Source organism: Dehalogenimonas sp. W (assembly GCF_037094495.1).
GTDB lineage: Bacteria > Chloroflexota > Dehalococcoidia > Dehalococcoidales > Dehalococcoidaceae > Dehalogenimonas > Dehalogenimonas loeffleri.
Genome location: NZ_CP146612.1, coordinates 402,781 through 418,139 on the forward strand (window position 1 = coordinate 402,781; position 15,359 = coordinate 418,139).

Consider the following 15,359-nt stretch of genomic DNA (forward strand, 5'->3'; position numbering starts at 1 on the left):
TGAACCCTCTCAGCAACCAGGTTGGCCGTGATGCCCGCAACAACTCTGGCGTTTTACCAGCTTAATGCCGTTGTTGCGGAAAACCAGATAGATTTTCTTATGGAGGGGCATGGGCGCAGACATGTTGGTAAAAAAGGCTTTAAGGCTCGGCACGATACAACCTCCCGAATCTTTGGTGCCCCTGGCGCGACTCGAACGCGCGACACGCGGTTTAGGAAACCGCTGCTCTATCCTCTGAGCTACAGGGGCCTGGGGATGATTATAGCAATATTGAGGTACCGTGTAATCCGGCGCCTAATGCTTTGTTGGTTTCTCCGGTTCCAAAGTACAGGTATCTGTAGCCGGCTGCTTGAGCAGAAACAGCACTCCAATAATACCAGCTACGAGGGACGTACCGACGATAGCCAGTTTGGCGGAATCTATGGAGCCGACGTCAGTAAACGCCAGGCCGGTGATGAAGATGGACATGGTAAAACCCACGCCGGCCAGCAAACCGGCACCGATGATATGATTCCATTGGCAGGTGGCCGGCTTGGCAATCCAGCCGATTTTGCTGATAAGCCAGGTCAGTCCAATGATGCCCACAGGCTTACCGATCAGCAGACCGGCCATAATGCCCAGAGTAATCGGCTGGACCATTTCAATATCACCGCCGATGGCGACGCCGGCGTTGGCCAGGGCAAAAACCGGCATGATGAAAAAGGCACTTATAGGATGCAGCGCGTGCTCCAGCCTAAGCAAAGGATTCTGAACATGTTCGTATGCCGCACCGATTTTTTCAACGGCGTCTTGTTGTTCCGAATTCAACAGAACGTTTTTACGCCGGGACTCGGCGCCGCTGAAGGCTTCCAATTCCAGATTGCAGGTATCCACAAACTCCTTGCTGGAAATCTTCTGCCTTACCGGAATGGTTAACGCCAACAGTACGCCGGCAATAGTGGCGTGAATGCCGGATTCAAAGACAAAGAACCAGAGTATCAGGCCAAGAGCCAGATACGGTGTTAGTTTTTTAACCCCACCGGCATTAAGCATGATCAGACCGGCGACAACCACACCCGCCATACCAAGGGAACCCCAGTCCAGATTACTGGAATAGGCTACGGCGATAATCAGGATAGCACCGAGGTCATCAATGACGGCGAGTGACACCAGAAAGACCTTGAGTGCCAGTGGCACCCTCTTACCCAGCAGCATCAGGAACCCCAGCGCAAAAGCGATGTCGGTAGCCATGGGGATTCCAAAACCGTGCGCTTTGCCGCCATCGGCCATATTAATGGCCAGATAAATACCCGCCGGTACCAGCATGCCGCCGAGGGCACCTATGGCCGGGAAGGCGGCTTTAGCCGGTGAGGACAATTCACCGACCATAAGTTCCCGCTTGATTTCCAGGCCGATGAGCAGGAAAAACAGTGCCATCAGGCCATCGTTGATCCAGTGAGCCAGCGACATTTCCAAATGAAAATCACCGACATTAATGCCGGCTTCTATATGCAGAAAGTCAAAATACTGGGCAGACAGCGGGGAATTGGCGATAATCATGGCCAACACCGCAGCACCGAACAATAAAAACCCGCCGGTGGACTCCTGGCCCAAAAAACGCTCAACGGCGCTGACTATTTTCAGATTATTGAACTGCAAACGCATGCGGTTAAAATCCTCAAGAGTTGATTTGACGGACAATTCTAGCAATTAACCCTTGTTGGTGGCAATAGGACGCCCCGGCACCAGCACTGTATCCGGATGATTTACCGGCCTTGAATAAGCTTTCCTGTAGATTTTATTCGCGGTTTGTAGCTGGTATCCTTTACGCTTCAGCGTTTTTGACCTATAATGGTTATGTATCCCGAGGGAGGGGATTTTATTATGGCAAGTCGGTTTGACAAATTTTCTGAACGCGCCAGACGCGTTTTAACCTACGCCCAGGAAGAGGCGCAGAACTTAAATCACAACTACATCGGCACCGAGCATATCCTGCTGGGTATGGTGAGGGAAGAGGACGGCGTCGCCGCCCGGGTGTTGACCGGAATGGACGTTAACCTGGCTAAGTTGCGCTCCGCCGTAGAATTCGTTATCGGTCGGGGTGAAAAACCGTCCAGCGGCGAAACCGGACTGACTTCAAGGGCTAAAAAGGTTATTGAACTGGCGATTGACGAAGCCAGAACCCTTAATCATAACTACATCGGCACCGAGCATCTGTTGCTGGGGCTATTGCGCGAAGGCGAAGGCGTTGCCGCCGGTGTGTTGGACAGCTTCGGCATCACCATTGAAAAGGCCCGGGCGGAAATTACCCGAGTACTGTCTCAGGGGGCTATCAACCGCGGCGCGCCGCTCAAGGCCGGCAAGGCGCAGGGTAAGACGCCTAACCTTGACGCAGTGTCTCTGGACCTTACCGCCGCCGCCCGCGCCGGCAAGTTGGACCCGGTGGTTGGCCGACAGAAGGAAATTGATCGGGTCATCCAGATTCTGTCCCGGCGCACCAAGAATAACCCGGCTCTGATCGGTGAACCCGGCGTCGGTAAAACCGCCATCGTGGAGGGCCTGGCCCATCGCATTATAGCCGCCGACGTCCCAGAGACGCTGGAAAATAAACGGCTGGTTTCCATGGACATCGCCTCCCTGGTAGCCGGCACGAAATACAGGGGTGAATTTGAAGAGCGGCTCAAGAAAATACTTGAAGAGTTAAGAAGCGTCGGCAATATCGTCGTCTTTATTGACGAATTTCACACCATGGTCGGCGCCGGCGCGGCCGAGGGGGCGGTAGATGCCGCCAACATCATGAAGCCGTCGCTGGCCCGCGGTGAAATTCAGATTATCGGCGCTACCACACTTGATGACTATCGCAAGCATGTGGAACGGGACGCAGCTCTGGAACGGCGCTTCCAGCCGGTGCTGGTTGAAGAACCATCGCTGGAAGATACTATTGAAATTCTGCGCGGCATCCGAAGCCGCTATGAGGAGCATCACCGGCTGGACATCACCGATGACGCACTGGAAGCGGCGGCCAACATGGCCTCGCGCTACATCTCCGACCGTTTCATGCCGGATAAGGCGATTGACATTATTGATGAGGCGTCCTCCAGGGTGCGCATCCGTCACCGAACCAAACCCATGCCGCTCAAGGATCTGAAGAAGGCGGAGGACTCCTACCGCCGCGACAAGGAAGCCGCACTGGCTACCCAGCAGTACGACTTTGCCGCCGAACTGCGGGAACGTGAATATCAGATCGCCGAAAAACGGCGCAAGATGGAAGAAGAGTGGCAGCAGGAACAAGGCCAGGAAAAGCCCCGGGTCACCAAGGAAGACATTGCCGACGTGGTCAGCATGTGGACCGGGGTACCGTTGTTGCAACTGACCGGCGATGAAACCGAACGGTTGCTGCACATGGAAGAAGTGCTGCACGAACGCATTATCGGCCAGGATGAAGCGATTGTTACCATTGCCAAAGCGGTCAGGCGCGCCCGCGCCGGTCTTAAAGACCCGCGACGGCCTATCGGCAACTTTGTCTTCTTAGGGCCCACCGGCGTCGGCAAGACTGAACTGGCCCGCGCCTTAGCCAAGTTTATGTTCGGTTCAGAAGACAGCATGGTGCGCATTGATATGAGCGAATTCATGGAGAAATTCGCCGTGTCCCGCCTGGTGGGAGCGCCTCCCGGTTATGTCGGTTACGATGAAGGCGGCCAACTCACCGAAGCGGTGCGCCGCAAGGGGTACTGTCTGATTCTGCTGGACGAGATTGAGAAAGCCCATACAGACGTTTTTAATATTCTGCTCCAGATATTTGACGATGGTCACCTGACTGACGCCAAAGGCCGGCGGGTGGATTTCCGCAACAGCATCATCATCATGACCTCCAACATAGGAGCCGACCTGATCCGTAAAGGCTCCGGAGCCATCGGGTTCTCCACAACCAGCGATGAGACCAAAGCGGTTGAGGTCAACTATGAAAAGATGAAGGATAAACTGCTGAGCGAGGTCAAGAAGAGCTTCCGACCGGAGTTCCTGAACCGTATTGACTCCACGGTGGTCTTCCATTCGCTGACCCGTGACCAAATCAGGCAGATAGTTGACCTGCAACTGATGTCGGTTACCACTCAGCTTAAAGAAAAGAATATCGGAATTGAAATCACTGAAGCCGCCAAGGACGTCCTGGGCCGCAAGGGTTATGATGAGGTGTACGGCGCGCGTCCGTTGCGCCGCGTCATCCAGAGCCTGATGGAGGACAAACTTTCCGAGGACCTGCTCCGCGGCGATTACGGCCCCGGCGATACCGTAGTGGTTGATGCCGCCGGCGAAGGTGAAGAACTGGCCTTCACGATCCGACATGCACCGCCGGCGGTGGAGGCTCCGGAAGAGTACCCCGCCCTGGTCGGCGGCAACGAAGGCGAGTAGCGCTGGGGTACCGCCAACTTTGAGCCTAAATTAAAAAGCCGCCGGGTGAATCACCCGGCGGCTTTGTTCAATCATACCGGATAAAGTATTGACATCCCTGTAATGCGGGCATATAGTTGAACAAGCTAATCAACTGGGATTGACAGATGAAACGCCTGATTCCCAAATCGTTGGTTGTTCTTATTGCCTGTATATTCGGTCTTATCCCCCTGTCGCTCAGCGCCGCCGCTTATGATTTTGCGATACAGGATGTCATGTCGGGAGGGATACCAGGAGTTAACGCCGTAGTTAATGGCTCAGGAAATGGCTACTACGGACAGTCTTTACAAGCGACCTTTAATAACGCCACCGGGAACACCTACCACATAAAAGTCCCCATCGGACTGGCCATGGTCCCGCAGAATGTCGTAACTCAAACGATGTACACCGCCGGAGCCGAAATTATCACTGTTCCGCCCGGCACCAGCCAGAGTCTCATCATCGCCTTCTGCGGAGAACAACATGATTCCGGACCCAGGCGCTCAGACATTTTTTCACCTGGCGATATGGCCACAGGCAGTTTACTTCAAACATTGGAGAATATAAACCGGTCAGGGGAATTCGGCAGTACTGCTCAGCATGCCGTCTGGCATCATACCGATGGTTATGACATATCCGGTGATGAGGCAGCCACGGAGTTGGCCCAGGGGTTTGGCTCTCTCGGGACCACCGCGGCCGCTGGTCTGGCGGCAGCGGCCCTGGCCGTTGGGGCCGCTTTGTTGGGAAATCGCTTTGAAAGATACCCAGAAACAAGTGCTTCAGGAGGGTCAGACCCGTACTTTGTTTCCGCCGAAGAGACCTTCGGCGATAGCTATATCACCGGTGCGTCGGGTGATAACCTGCCACCGGAATTACGGCCACCGATTGAAATTGCCGCGATACCGCCGCCGGAGGACCCTGCCGAAGGGATACTGATTGCGGGCGGGGATGATGGCTTTTTTGAAACCCTATTTAATTTGGTACGCCAAGGCGGCCAAATGGAGGTAAAGCCCCCGGCAGTGCGCCCGGCAATCTTCGGCCCGCCGCCACCAGAAGATGAGAGTTTCTGGGAAATGGTCCAACGTATTACGCGGTGGGGACAAACCCAAACACCTGAAGAAAGGGAAGCGCAGGATGAAGCTGATGCGCACGGAGGACAGGTCCTACGGGATAATGCGCCTTTGGGCAGCGGCGGTAAACTCAACCCTGCCTTATCGGGCAATAGTCCCGACCAACTGGTTCGCCAAGTCAATAGAGAAAAGTGGGAGGAAGGCGCCACGGAAGGCATCAGGATTATTCGCCGGTTGATGAATTTAACATCGCTGGCCAACTCCCAGGGAGGCAGCAGAGACACCTCAGGATTTGCCAATATCGGACGGGATCTGGTAGAGCCAGATGCTCGGGGGCTAATTGATATGACCGGGGTTTACCAGAAGGACGCTGCCGCTCATCAGGCTTGGAACGAATTCTATGATAAATACGGCTCGGTTCCCGACCCCGATAACCAAAGCGATGTTCATAATTTCATGAACATTCTCAATCGGTTCAAAGGTCACTGAACATGTCAAACAAAAGCCGACAAGAAGTTTGTATACCAGCCCCCCGCTGTTTTCAACCAATTGAAGTGCAAACTATATTTCACACTCTTTTCCAGGCCCACAGAAAGGGAAAGTTTACATTCCGGGAGTTGGGCGAAGCCTTGAAAGCACTTCGATTCTACGACAGTCAGAGAACGGTGTGGACTATCGGCGCCGGTTCAGGGAAATGGTACCGACTGGTAAATAATCAGTGGCAAAGCGACGGTACACCGGCAGGAGAACTGGTGGCAACCATTCAAAAAGGGTGGCAGCATTATATGTCAACACTGGATCAAGGAGCCAGATGCCTCAAATGCGGTCATGGCCTGCCGGATTCTGCTCGTTTCTGCCTGAATTGTGGCACGACGGCCATTGTCCGAACCGAGACCGACAGAACTACGGTTTTCTGCCGTCATTGCGGAAGTCGTCTGGCGGCAGAGGCCAGGTTCTGCAATCACTGTGGGCAAGAGAGACAGTAATATGTTGAATACCGTAATGTTAATCGCCGGATACGCCTCTATACCACTCGTCCTGTTATCGGTCTTTGCAATGATGAGAACGATCGGCAAACCACGGCCATTAATGGTAACCGGATTGATTGCCCAGATATTATTCAGCGCTCTGTTTTTGCTGCTTTACCGTTTCCTGCTCAATCTGAGTGAACCTACGCTTCTTTCCTGGGGACTGCTGGGCATAGGCCTGTTTGGCGGGGTTTTCCAGGGGTTTACCACAAAAATCAACATCACCGGTGATAAGATTACCGCCAAAAGGTCTGTCATATATCTGATTATCTGGGGCGTGTCCTTCAGTGCGACCCAGGCTTTGGCAATGCTGGGCCAGGATACCATCGCAGCTTACGGCCTTTCATCGGTATATCTAGCGACCGGAATCGCCATTGGAATGAACGCCACTTTATTGGTCAGGCGTCTATTGACCGCCCCTGCCAATGTATCACCATCAATTCTGCAGGGGTCAATCTGCCCCAAGTGTGCTGTGTCCAATTCATCAACAAGAAAATTCTGCCGCAATTGCGGGACGGCTCTGGGTTCGTTTACAGTCCCTGTCGGCTCATCGTGCCCAAATTGCGGACAGACGGCAACGCCGACCCAGAAATATTGTAATCATTGCGGCCGCACATTGCAGTAGTCATTTACGGAGGAATAGTATGCGCTGTCCCAGGTGCCAATCGATAAATGAAGCCGGATCCGGTTTCTGCGGAAACTGCGGGGCTAAACTTGAAATTGTTCCGCCGGCTCCACCGGCGATGAAGGCTGTATCACAGATCTACTGCCAAAGGTGCGGAAAAGGCAATCCTGCCGCGTCCAAATTCTGCGAAAGTTGTGGTTCAGCGATGGGCCCGTTGCCCGAATCTATCCCGAGCGCCGGCAGCATGCAGAATAACAAAACCGGCCATCCTTCCGGGGTCTGGTGGCTGTTACCGATATTATTTGGCTGGTTGGGCGGTATTATCGCCTGGGCGGTGATAAAAGAAAGTAATGGGGGCAGGGCTCGGCAGATGTTGGGGTTGGGATTTTTTATAACTTTTCTATGGATTGGTGTCGCCTTCATGCTGTCAGGCGGTCTTGCATTATCTGATTTCAGTTTTGACTAAAGGCAACGATAAAATCGTTCAGCTATCTCGTGCGGCTTTAATACCGTTTTGGAAGACTTTTAGTCCGGCTCCGGGTTCATCAATACTCTGACGCGTCCATCTGGGGCGCTGGGAGGCGCGGATGAAGCGTTCCGGATGAGGCATCAGGGCAAACACCCGGCCGGTGTTGTCGGTCAGGCCGGCGATATTATCCAGTGCGCCGTTAGGGTTAGCCGGATATTCAGCAGTCGGCTTTCCAAACTCATCGGCATAATAGAAGACCGGACGCAGACGGGACAACATCTCCGGTGCAGCTACCAGTTTGCCCTCACCATGAGCTACCGGCACCTCAAGTTGAGTAATACCTTCAGTCCAGACACAAGGGTTAGAGGGTTCAGCGGTCAGTTTAACCCAGCGGCATTCAAAACGTCCGGAATCATTATTGGTCAGGGTGACCAGCGGCAAAGCGGGGTCAGGCGGCCCGGGCAGGATGCCGGTCTTAATCAGGACCTGGAAACCATTACAGACTCCGATAATCAAACCAGAGCGAGTCATAAACCCCTTCAATGCCTCAAAAAGACGCAGGCGCATCTCATTGGCTTGTACCTTGCCGGCACCCAGGTCATCGCCGTAGGAAAAACCACCGGCGAGGCCGATGACCTGATAATCCCGGAGGTTAACTTCCCCGGAGATAAGCTCGTTGATATGAACGACCCGCGGTACGCCACCGGCCAGTTGAAAGGCCTCAGCCATCTCCCGGTCACAATTGGTACCCGGAGCCCTAAGAACTAAAACCTTAACCTCGGTTACCATTTAAGCGGCCTCTGCCAGGCATTCTTCAAATCAGTTATCCCCTGGTCAATGACAACGTTGCCGTTCAAGCCCTTAACGACCACCCGGTCATCCGAGGCCACCACACCGATTAGGGCGACCGGGGTCATGCCCATTACCTCTTCAAATGCAGCACGGTTTTCCGGTGCGACTTCAGCCAAAAAGCGGGAATTGGATTCCGCAAAAAGCAACGTGTCGTCACGGATAATGTCATTATCTCGCATTACCTTGGACAGGGATACATCAGCACCATATCCTCCGGCAAAAGCCATTTCCGCCAGGGCAACACCCAGGCCGCCTTCAGACAGGTCATGGCACGCCTGCACCAATCTTTTATCGGTAGCCGCCGCCAGACGCTCATAGATAGCGCGGGCCTGGGCCGTATCCACCGCAGGAGCGCCGTTACCGATACAACCCCGGTGGGCATAGTAGGCCGACCCGCCGAGTTCTGCCCGGGTACGGCCGATGGCATAAATCAGGTTGCCGGGTGACTTGAAATCCATGGTGACGGCTTTTGAGGTATCCGCCATAATACTGATAGCCGAGATTAACAGAGTATGCGGAATGGATACGATTTTATCACCCACCCGGAACTGGTTATTCAATGAGTCTTTACCGGAGATAAAAGGCGTTTCATAGGCCAGTGACAGATCGGCGCAAGCCTGAGCCGCCCGGGCCAGCGCGCCGAGGGCGGCCTGATCAGTGGCTGAACCCCAGCAGAAATTATCCAGCAGCGCCAGGCGATCCAGCGAACCGCCGACGGCGATAATCTGCCGCACCGCTTCATCAACCGCTGAGGCCGCCATATTGTAGGCATCCACATCGGCATAAGCCGGATTGATGCCACAGGAAACAATCACACCCCGCTGCGAACCGGCAACGGGTTTGACGATAGAGGCGTCACCCGGACCGTCGGATTGCCGGCCTACCAGCGGTTTCAGTACACTGCTGCCCTGAACTTCATGGTCGTACTGGCGGATAACCCATTCTTTGGAGCAGGTGTTCCACCGGCCTAACAGCTGTAACAGATCATCATCCAGCCGCTCCGGGCAGGGAAACGACGGCTCCGGATTTGACGACGGCCGGTCGGTGGCCACGAGTTCCAGTTGCGGCCGTCCTTCATGCAGAAAATCCATATCCAGGTCACAGACCTGATGGTTTTTATAATGAAGTTTTAATTTTTTGTCATCGGTAAACTCACCTATTGCGGAAACTTCTACACCTTCGCCGCGACAAATTTCTTCCAGGCGGGCAAAGTGCTGCGGCGGAACGGCCAGCACCATCCGTTCCTGAGACTCGGAAATCCAGATCTCGGCATAGGACAAACCGGAGTATTTCAGCGGTACCCGGTCCAGGTGAACTTCCACTCCGGTGTCAGCTCCCATCTCGCCGACTGCGGAGGACAACCCGCCGCCGCCGACATCGGTAATGCGGCTGAAAAGTCTTTCATCCCGAGCCTGGATGATGGCTTCAATCATTCGCTTTTCCACGATGGGGTTGCCGATCTGCACCGAGGAAAAGGACTGCTCATTGCTCTTATCGGACAGTGCTTCGGATGAAAAGGTAACCCCGTGAATGCCGTCACGACCGGTTCGGCCGCCCATCAGCACCACCAGATCACCCGGGGACTGCTGTCCCGGTTTAGCTGCCCAGACCGGCATGATACCGGCAGTGCCGCAATAGACCAGCGGATTGCCGGTGTACCGTTCGTCAAAAAGCACCGCCCCATTGACAGTGGGAATACCCAGGCGATTACCATAATCAGCCACCCCGGAGCGAACACCTTTAAATACCCGGCGGGGGTGCAACGCACCGGGCGGGACTTCTTCGTACGGCATATCCGGTTCGCCAAAGCAGAAAACATCGGTATTAAAAATGGGACGGGCGGCGAGCCCGGTGCCTAGGACATCACGGATTACCCCGCCCAAACCGGTGGCAGCGCCGCCATAAGGCTCTACCGCTGAGGGATGGTTGTGGGTTTCCACCTTAAAACAGACGGCGTACTCACCATCAAAATCAATCACACCGGAATTATCCACAAAAACGCTCAGGCACCAGGGCTTGTCAAGCTGTTTGGTCGCCCGGGCAATAGTGGATTTGAGTAAGTTATCTATGACCTGACCGTCAAGGTTATATCTGGCCTTGAAGGTCTTGTGAACGCAATGCTCACTCCATGACTGGGCCAGCGTTTCCAATTCCACATCTGTCGGCTTGCGGCCGGCTTTCTGATAATAATCAGCGGCGACCCGGACTTCGTCCGGTGACAGGCAGAAATCTCGGCCGACGGCACACAGCGCGGAATCGTCATCCAGCAGGTCAACTTCCCGCAGCGCAAAATCATAAACCGGGTTTTCCCCGAAAATGACCGAGGCCGGCGTCACCGCATGCTGAATAATGGGATTGAGCAACAGCCGGTTGGTAATCAAGGTGAGGGTATCGGCGTCAAAATCACCTTCCAGAAGATAGAGCTTGCCGGTTCGGGCGCCGGAAAGAGTCACGCCCAGATCCGCCGCTGCCTTCAGAATGGTCTCTTCCACCGGATCGGCAACACCCGGATTGTGAACAACCAGCACCGCCTGACCGGTAAATGATTTTTCCACGGGTTGTTCCACGGAGAACGTCTCGGTCACCGGGTCGGCCAACAGCTCTCGGCCCACGATATCGGCGTCAGATCGTTCAATATCGCCCTTAAGCCAGTACACGTCGGAAACTCTGACATTGGTGACACCACTGAGATTAAGGTCGGCGATGTCCTTTAACAGCGCCGCACCGCGCCGGTCGGTAAGATTGGAAACGGGTGAAACATCAATGCGGTAAATCAAGATGCTTTATTATAGCCAAAATCAGCCGGTGGGGCTAATCTTTGCCAGACGAAGGTTTTTGCATCAGCACCACGTCTTTGACCGGGAACCGGCAGGACCATCCCAGACCGGCGGCGATAAACCGCAGTGTCTCTTCACGATAAAAAACTACATGAGTGGGATCACGGCGATAATACCAGTCAACAAAGGCGGCATCATCAGTTTGGAAACAGGTCATAACCGCCAGCCGGCCGCCGGGACGAAGCAAACGGTCAAAACCGGTAAACTCTGCCGCTGGCTGGTGAAAATGCTCCGCCGTTTCGGTACAGGTAATAAAATCATAGGTTTGTTCCAGCACCCGGCGGTCAGGATAAAACAAGGGGTCATACAGCTCCACCTGATGTCCGGCTTCCTTAAGTATTTCAGCCAGAGCCGCCCCCGAACCGCAGCCATAGTCCAGACCACTCTGCCCGTCAGACAGCACCTCCAAAAAAGGTATCGCCAGCCGCGACAAAAACGCGCGATAGGCCGGGTCATCCGGATGATTACGGTGCTGCCGGTACCGCTCGTATTCCCTTTCCCGCGGCATTCTGTGAGCGGGGTCCAGAAAAGTTGCCCGGCAAACGGGACAACGGTAATAGTCACGACCGTCAGCCGTAATGAAAAAAGCCGCCGCCGGCGACGGGCAGACAATACAAACCTGATTATTTTTGGAGTCAGTCATCACCTGAGGCTCATTTTAGCAGTAAAACCAGACTGAAGCCATGATTTTGTTGTTATTTATACTCTATGGTAGTATATAGTATATTAACCTAAAGGATGACAAATGGAAAACGCCCCAGCCGTGCAGGAACGCTATCTCTACACCGCCGAGACGGAAACCTTGCTGACCAGAGTCAAGAAGATTCAGGGGCAGGCCCGCGGTATTGAGAAAATGATAACCGACGGCCGTTATTGCCTGGACATCGTCCAGCAGTTGACCGCCCTGTCGGCGGCGGCAGATGAGCTGTCGCTCAAATTGCTGGAAACCCATATTGAGGGTTGTGTCGCCGGAGCTATCCGCGCCGACCAGGCTTCCGGCGAAGCTCACATCAAGGAACTGATGAAATCCATTCGTAAAGCCTTGAAAAGATAAAAAAGGAGAAGCATGATGACGACCACCACACTGACCATTAAAGGCATGAGCTGCGGCAACTGCGTCCGACACGTAGAAAGCGCCCTCAAAAAACAGAACGGCGTCGCCGCGGTCACCGTTGACCTGGCCGCCGGTCAGGCGACCGTGGAGTTTGATCCGCAGGCAACCAACCTCAATACCCTGAAGCAGGCGGTCACTGATGCCGGCTACGAAGCCACTGCTAACGACGAATAAATTCCAGCGGGAACCGGTTCCAGACCGCTATCTCAGGAAGCTGACCAATGACTGAACATCAAAAAACCGTGCCCATAAACCTTTTTATCGGCGGCATGACCTGTGCGGCCTGCGTCCGGCACGTAGAGTCCGCCTTGAAAACCGTGCCCGGCGTCACGGCGGCTACCGTCAACCTGGCGACCAGCAAGGCGCTGGTGTCCTACGACCCGGCGGCGGCCAGCCTGGCTGACCTCAAGAAAGCGATTGAGGACGTGGGTTACTCCGCGGCTTTTAATAACGCCAAGCTGACCATTACCGGCATGACCTGCGCCTCCTGCGTTAACAACGTGGAGCGGGTTATCGGCAATATGCCCGGTGTTTACCATATCATCGTCAACCTCTCCACCGGCAGTGCCTCAGTTGAATATGCCCCGGCGGTGACGCCGCTGGCGGAAATCATCAGCGTCATCAAGGATTCAGGTTACGGCGCGGTGGAAAAGATTGAAGGCCAGGCGGCACTGGACCAGGAACAGGCGGCCCGGGAAGCCGAGATAAAGAAGCAAAAACGTAATCTTATTATCGCCTGGACAATGGGTTTGTTGGTAATGCTGGGTATGTTTCAGCCGTACTGGATTCTGTCATCTTTCATTCCGGAATGGATGAACAATAAGATCTTTCTGTTCTTGCTGACCACCCCTATCGTTTTTGGGCCGGGACGGCAATTCTTCGTAAACTCCTGGAACGGCCTTCGGCGCGGGTTGACCGACATGAACCTTTTGTACGCCACAGGTATCGGGGCAGCCTACCTTATTGCCGTCATCAACACCTTCTTCCCGGAGGCAGGTTTCGGCGGCCCTGAAGCCACTTTTTACGAAGCAGCCGCCCTCCTGACCGCCTTCATCATCCTGGGACGCTATCTGGAAGCCGTCACCCGCGGCCGCACCTCAGAGTCCATTCGCCGCTTGATGAAGCTGCAACCCAAAATGGCGCGGGTGATCCGCGACGGTCAGGAACTGGAGATACCGGCTGACAACGTCGTCGCCGGCGACATCGTCGCGGTGCGCCCCGGAGAAGCGGTGCCGGTTGACGGCATTATTATTGAAGGTTATTCCGCCGTTGACCAGGCCATGATTACCGGCGAAAGCCTGCCCGTGGAAAAACAGGTCGGCGATGAGGTTATCGGCGGCACCATGAACAAGACCGGCGCTTTTCGCTTCAAAGCGACACGCGTCGGCCAAGAAACAGCACTTGCCCAGATCATCAAACTAGTTGAGGATGCCCAGACGACCCGCGCCCCCATCCAAAAACTGGCCGACCGGGTAGCCGGTCACTTTATCCTAGGCGTTCATATTATTGCCCTGTTGGTATTTCTCTTCTGGTTTTTCTTCGGCTATGACCTGTGGTTTACACCGGAAACGAAATTGATTCTGACCCCATATACCCTGCACGGGCTCGGTGTTTTCGGCTTCGCCCTGCTGACCTCCGTCACCGTGCTGGTCATCTCCTGCCCCTGTGCGCTGGGACTGGCCACGCCGTCTGCGGTGATGGCCGGCAGCGGCAAAGGTGCCGAATACGGCATCCTGTTTAAGGGCGCCGATGCCATGGAAACCACCGCCCGTTTAAATGCCATAATATTTGATAAAACCGGCACTTTGACTCGCGGTGAACCTTCGGTGACCGACGTAGTCACCACGGGAAGTTTTGAACGCGATGAAGTCTTACACCTGGCAGCGGCAGTGGAAAAACACTCCGAACACCCGCTGGGAGAAGCGATCGTCCGGGCCTATCAGGAAGAGAGTACCCAGCCGGCCGAAGCAACCAACTTCAGCGCTTTACCCGGCCACGGTGTCGCCGCCCTATTTAACAACCGCCGGGTGCTGTTAGGAAACCGCAAGCTGATGGCCGACCACGGCATTGACATTGCCTCAGTTGAAACGGAAGCCGTCAGGCTGGAACATGAGGGTAAGACGGCCATGTTTGTGGCTGTTGATGATGCAATGGCGGGAATTGTGGCCGTGGCCGACACGCTCAAAGAAACCTCCGCCCCGGCTGTCGCCGAACTCAAACGTCTGGGCATCCGCGTGCTGATGATTACCGGCGACAACCGCCGGACCGCGGATGCGGTTGCCCGGCAGGTCGGCATAGACCAGGTGCTGGCTGAAGTGCTGCCGGAAGATAAAGCGGGTGAGGTTAAGAAACTCCAGGCCGAGGGACTGAAGGTAGGCATGGTCGGCGATGGTATCAACGACGCCCCGGCGCTGGCCCAGGCTGATGTCGGCATTGCCATCGGTTCCGGAACCGATGTCGCCAAAGAAACCGGCCATGTCATTCTGGTCAGGGACGACATTCTGGACGTGGTGGCCGCGCTTCAGGTAGGACGGCAGACACTGGGACTGATCAGGCAGAATCTGTTTTGGGCTTTCGGATACAACACCCTGGCTATCCCGCTGGGGATGGGACTGCTCTATCCCTTTACCGGACAGATGGTTTCACCAGAACTGGCGGCACTGCTGATGGCCACCAGCTCATTATCGGTAACGCTGAACACACTGCGAATGCGCGGCTTTGTGCCCGCCATCCGCCGCAACGTTATTAAAGCCCGAGGCGCTGTATGAAAATAAAGCCCGGATTTGCCGCCGTCGTCTATACCGGTCTGTCGCTGCTGGGTTCAGCACTGTTTCTGATGGTAACTGCGTCTGGAGGCTATTCCGGAGTGGAGCGGATCGGCGGTTCCGTATGGATATTTATCCTGCTGATGATTGTGCTGATGCCGGCGATCACCGGCCTGACGAAAAAGTAGCCGC

At 54.8% G+C, this 15,359-nt stretch carries 14 protein-coding genes, 1 tRNA gene and 1 pseudogene; 10 read left to right on the forward strand and 6 right to left on the reverse strand.

All coding sequences use genetic code 11. The annotated features are described in order from the left end of the window. Positions 1–9: 9 nt before the first annotated feature. From V8247_RS02030 to nhaA, 3 genes are all read right to left on the reverse strand, one after another. Entirely contained in the window at positions 10–153 is a 144-nt protein-coding gene (locus V8247_RS02030) for a hypothetical protein (protein ID WP_338738275.1), read from the reverse strand. Positions 154–173: 20 nt separating this feature from the next. Further along, positions 174–249 (reverse strand) — tRNA-Arg (locus V8247_RS02035). 45 nt (positions 250–294) lie between these two features. Further along, entirely contained in the window at positions 295–1,644 is a 1,350-nt protein-coding gene (nhaA, locus tag V8247_RS02040) for a Na+/H+ antiporter NhaA (RefSeq protein WP_375340877.1), read from the reverse strand. Positions 1,645–1,863: 219 nt separating this feature from the next. Here nhaA and V8247_RS02045 point away from each other — a divergent pair, with 219 nt between their 5' ends. The 6 genes and pseudogenes from V8247_RS02045 (at position 1,864) to V8247_RS02065 (ending at position 7,596) form a co-directional block, all read left to right on the forward strand. Beyond that, on the forward strand, positions 1,864–4,389 hold the full coding sequence (locus V8247_RS02045) for an ATP-dependent Clp protease ATP-binding subunit (RefSeq protein ID WP_338738279.1): 2,526 nt from the start codon (positions 1,864–1,866) through the stop codon (positions 4,387–4,389). A 146-nt stretch (positions 4,390–4,535) separates the two neighbouring features. Next, positions 4,536–5,966: a hypothetical protein gene (locus V8247_RS02050; RefSeq protein ID WP_338738281.1), complete on the forward strand. Its 1,431-nt coding sequence runs from the start codon at positions 4,536–4,538 to the stop codon at positions 5,964–5,966. 140 nt (positions 5,967–6,106) lie between these two features. Further along, positions 6,107–6,463 carry a zinc ribbon domain-containing protein gene (locus V8247_RS02055; RefSeq protein WP_338738283.1) on the forward strand — a complete coding sequence of 119 codons (357 nt, stop codon included), beginning with the start codon at positions 6,107–6,109 and terminating at the stop codon, positions 6,461–6,463. 1 nt (position 6,464) lies between these two features. Then, positions 6,465–7,130, forward strand: coding sequence for a zinc ribbon domain-containing protein (locus V8247_RS02060; protein ID WP_338738285.1), 666 nt, complete (start codon positions 6,465–6,467; stop codon positions 7,128–7,130). Positions 7,131–7,149: 19 nt separating this feature from the next. After that, positions 7,150–7,317: pseudogene (locus V8247_RS09115) on the forward strand (double zinc ribbon domain-containing protein); the annotation flags it as partial. A 27-nt stretch (positions 7,318–7,344) separates the two neighbouring features. Then, a complete protein-coding gene (locus V8247_RS02065; RefSeq protein ID WP_338738287.1) occupies positions 7,345–7,596 on the forward strand; it encodes a hypothetical protein in 252 nt (83 codons plus the stop codon). Positions 7,597–7,614: 18 nt separating this feature from the next. Here the strand turns inward: V8247_RS02065 and purQ are convergent, their stop codons facing one another. From purQ to V8247_RS02080, 3 genes are read right to left on the reverse strand one after another with little or no spacing between them, the layout of a single operon-like run. Next, on the reverse strand, positions 7,615–8,388 hold the full coding sequence (gene purQ, locus V8247_RS02070; protein WP_338738289.1) for a phosphoribosylformylglycinamidine synthase I: 774 nt from the start codon (positions 8,386–8,388) through the stop codon (positions 7,615–7,617). Further along, entirely contained in the window at positions 8,382–11,228 is a 2,847-nt protein-coding gene (purL, locus tag V8247_RS02075) for a phosphoribosylformylglycinamidine synthase subunit PurL (protein ID WP_338738291.1), read from the reverse strand. The genes purQ and purL overlap by 7 nt, the downstream gene beginning before the upstream one ends. A gap of 34 nt (positions 11,229–11,262) precedes the next feature. After that, complete coding sequence (locus V8247_RS02080) at positions 11,263–11,931, reverse strand: class I SAM-dependent methyltransferase (protein ID WP_338738292.1); 669 nt, start codon at positions 11,929–11,931, stop codon at positions 11,263–11,265. Between the two features lie 102 nt (positions 11,932–12,033). On the opposite strand from V8247_RS02080, the gene V8247_RS02085 reads away from it, so the two are divergent. The 4 genes from V8247_RS02085 to V8247_RS02100 are packed head-to-tail and all read left to right on the forward strand — an operon-like array spanning position 12,034 to position 15,355. Continuing rightward, positions 12,034–12,342, forward strand: coding sequence for a metal-sensitive transcriptional regulator (locus V8247_RS02085; protein WP_338738294.1), 309 nt, complete (start codon positions 12,034–12,036; stop codon positions 12,340–12,342). A 15-nt stretch (positions 12,343–12,357) separates the two neighbouring features. Further along, positions 12,358–12,576, forward strand: a complete 219-nt coding sequence (locus tag V8247_RS02090; protein WP_338738296.1) for a cation transporter — start codon at positions 12,358–12,360, stop codon at positions 12,574–12,576. Positions 12,577–12,623: 47 nt separating this feature from the next. Then, entirely contained in the window at positions 12,624–15,170 is a 2,547-nt protein-coding gene (locus tag V8247_RS02095; protein WP_338738298.1) for a heavy metal translocating P-type ATPase, read from the forward strand. Beyond that, entirely contained in the window at positions 15,167–15,355 is a 189-nt protein-coding gene (locus V8247_RS02100; RefSeq protein ID WP_338738300.1) for a hypothetical protein, read from the forward strand. Before V8247_RS02095 ends, V8247_RS02100 begins: the two co-directional genes overlap by 4 nt. Positions 15,356–15,359 lie beyond the last annotated feature (4 nt).

Excerpts from the sequence above, each read along its gene's own strand:
- V8247_RS02050 (WP_338738281.1), top strand. The coding sequence starts at position 4,536 with ATGAAACGCCTGATTCCCAAATCGTTGGTTGTTCTTATTGCCTGTATA.
- V8247_RS02090 (WP_338738296.1), top strand. The coding sequence starts at position 12,358 with ATGACGACCACCACACTGACCATTAAAGGCATGAGCTGCGGCAACTGC.
- V8247_RS02100 (WP_338738300.1), top strand. The coding sequence starts at position 15,167 with ATGAAAATAAAGCCCGGATTTGCCGCCGTCGTCTATACCGGTCTGTCG.
- V8247_RS02095 (WP_338738298.1), top strand. The coding sequence starts at position 12,624 with ATGACTGAACATCAAAAAACCGTGCCCATAAACCTTTTTATCGGCGGC.
- V8247_RS02085 (WP_338738294.1), top strand. The coding sequence starts at position 12,034 with ATGGAAAACGCCCCAGCCGTGCAGGAACGCTATCTCTACACCGCCGAG.
- V8247_RS02060 (WP_338738285.1), top strand. The coding sequence starts at position 6,465 with ATGTTGAATACCGTAATGTTAATCGCCGGATACGCCTCTATACCACTC.
- V8247_RS02080 (WP_338738292.1), bottom strand. The coding sequence starts at position 11,931 with ATGACTGACTCCAAAAATAATCAGGTTTGTATTGTCTGCCCGTCGCCG.
- nhaA (WP_375340877.1), bottom strand. The coding sequence starts at position 1,644 with ATGCGTTTGCAGTTCAATAATCTGAAAATAGTCAGCGCCGTTGAGCGT.
- purQ (WP_338738289.1), bottom strand. The coding sequence starts at position 8,388 with ATGGTAACCGAGGTTAAGGTTTTAGTTCTTAGGGCTCCGGGTACCAAT.
- V8247_RS02045 (WP_338738279.1), top strand. The coding sequence starts at position 1,864 with ATGGCAAGTCGGTTTGACAAATTTTCTGAACGCGCCAGACGCGTTTTA.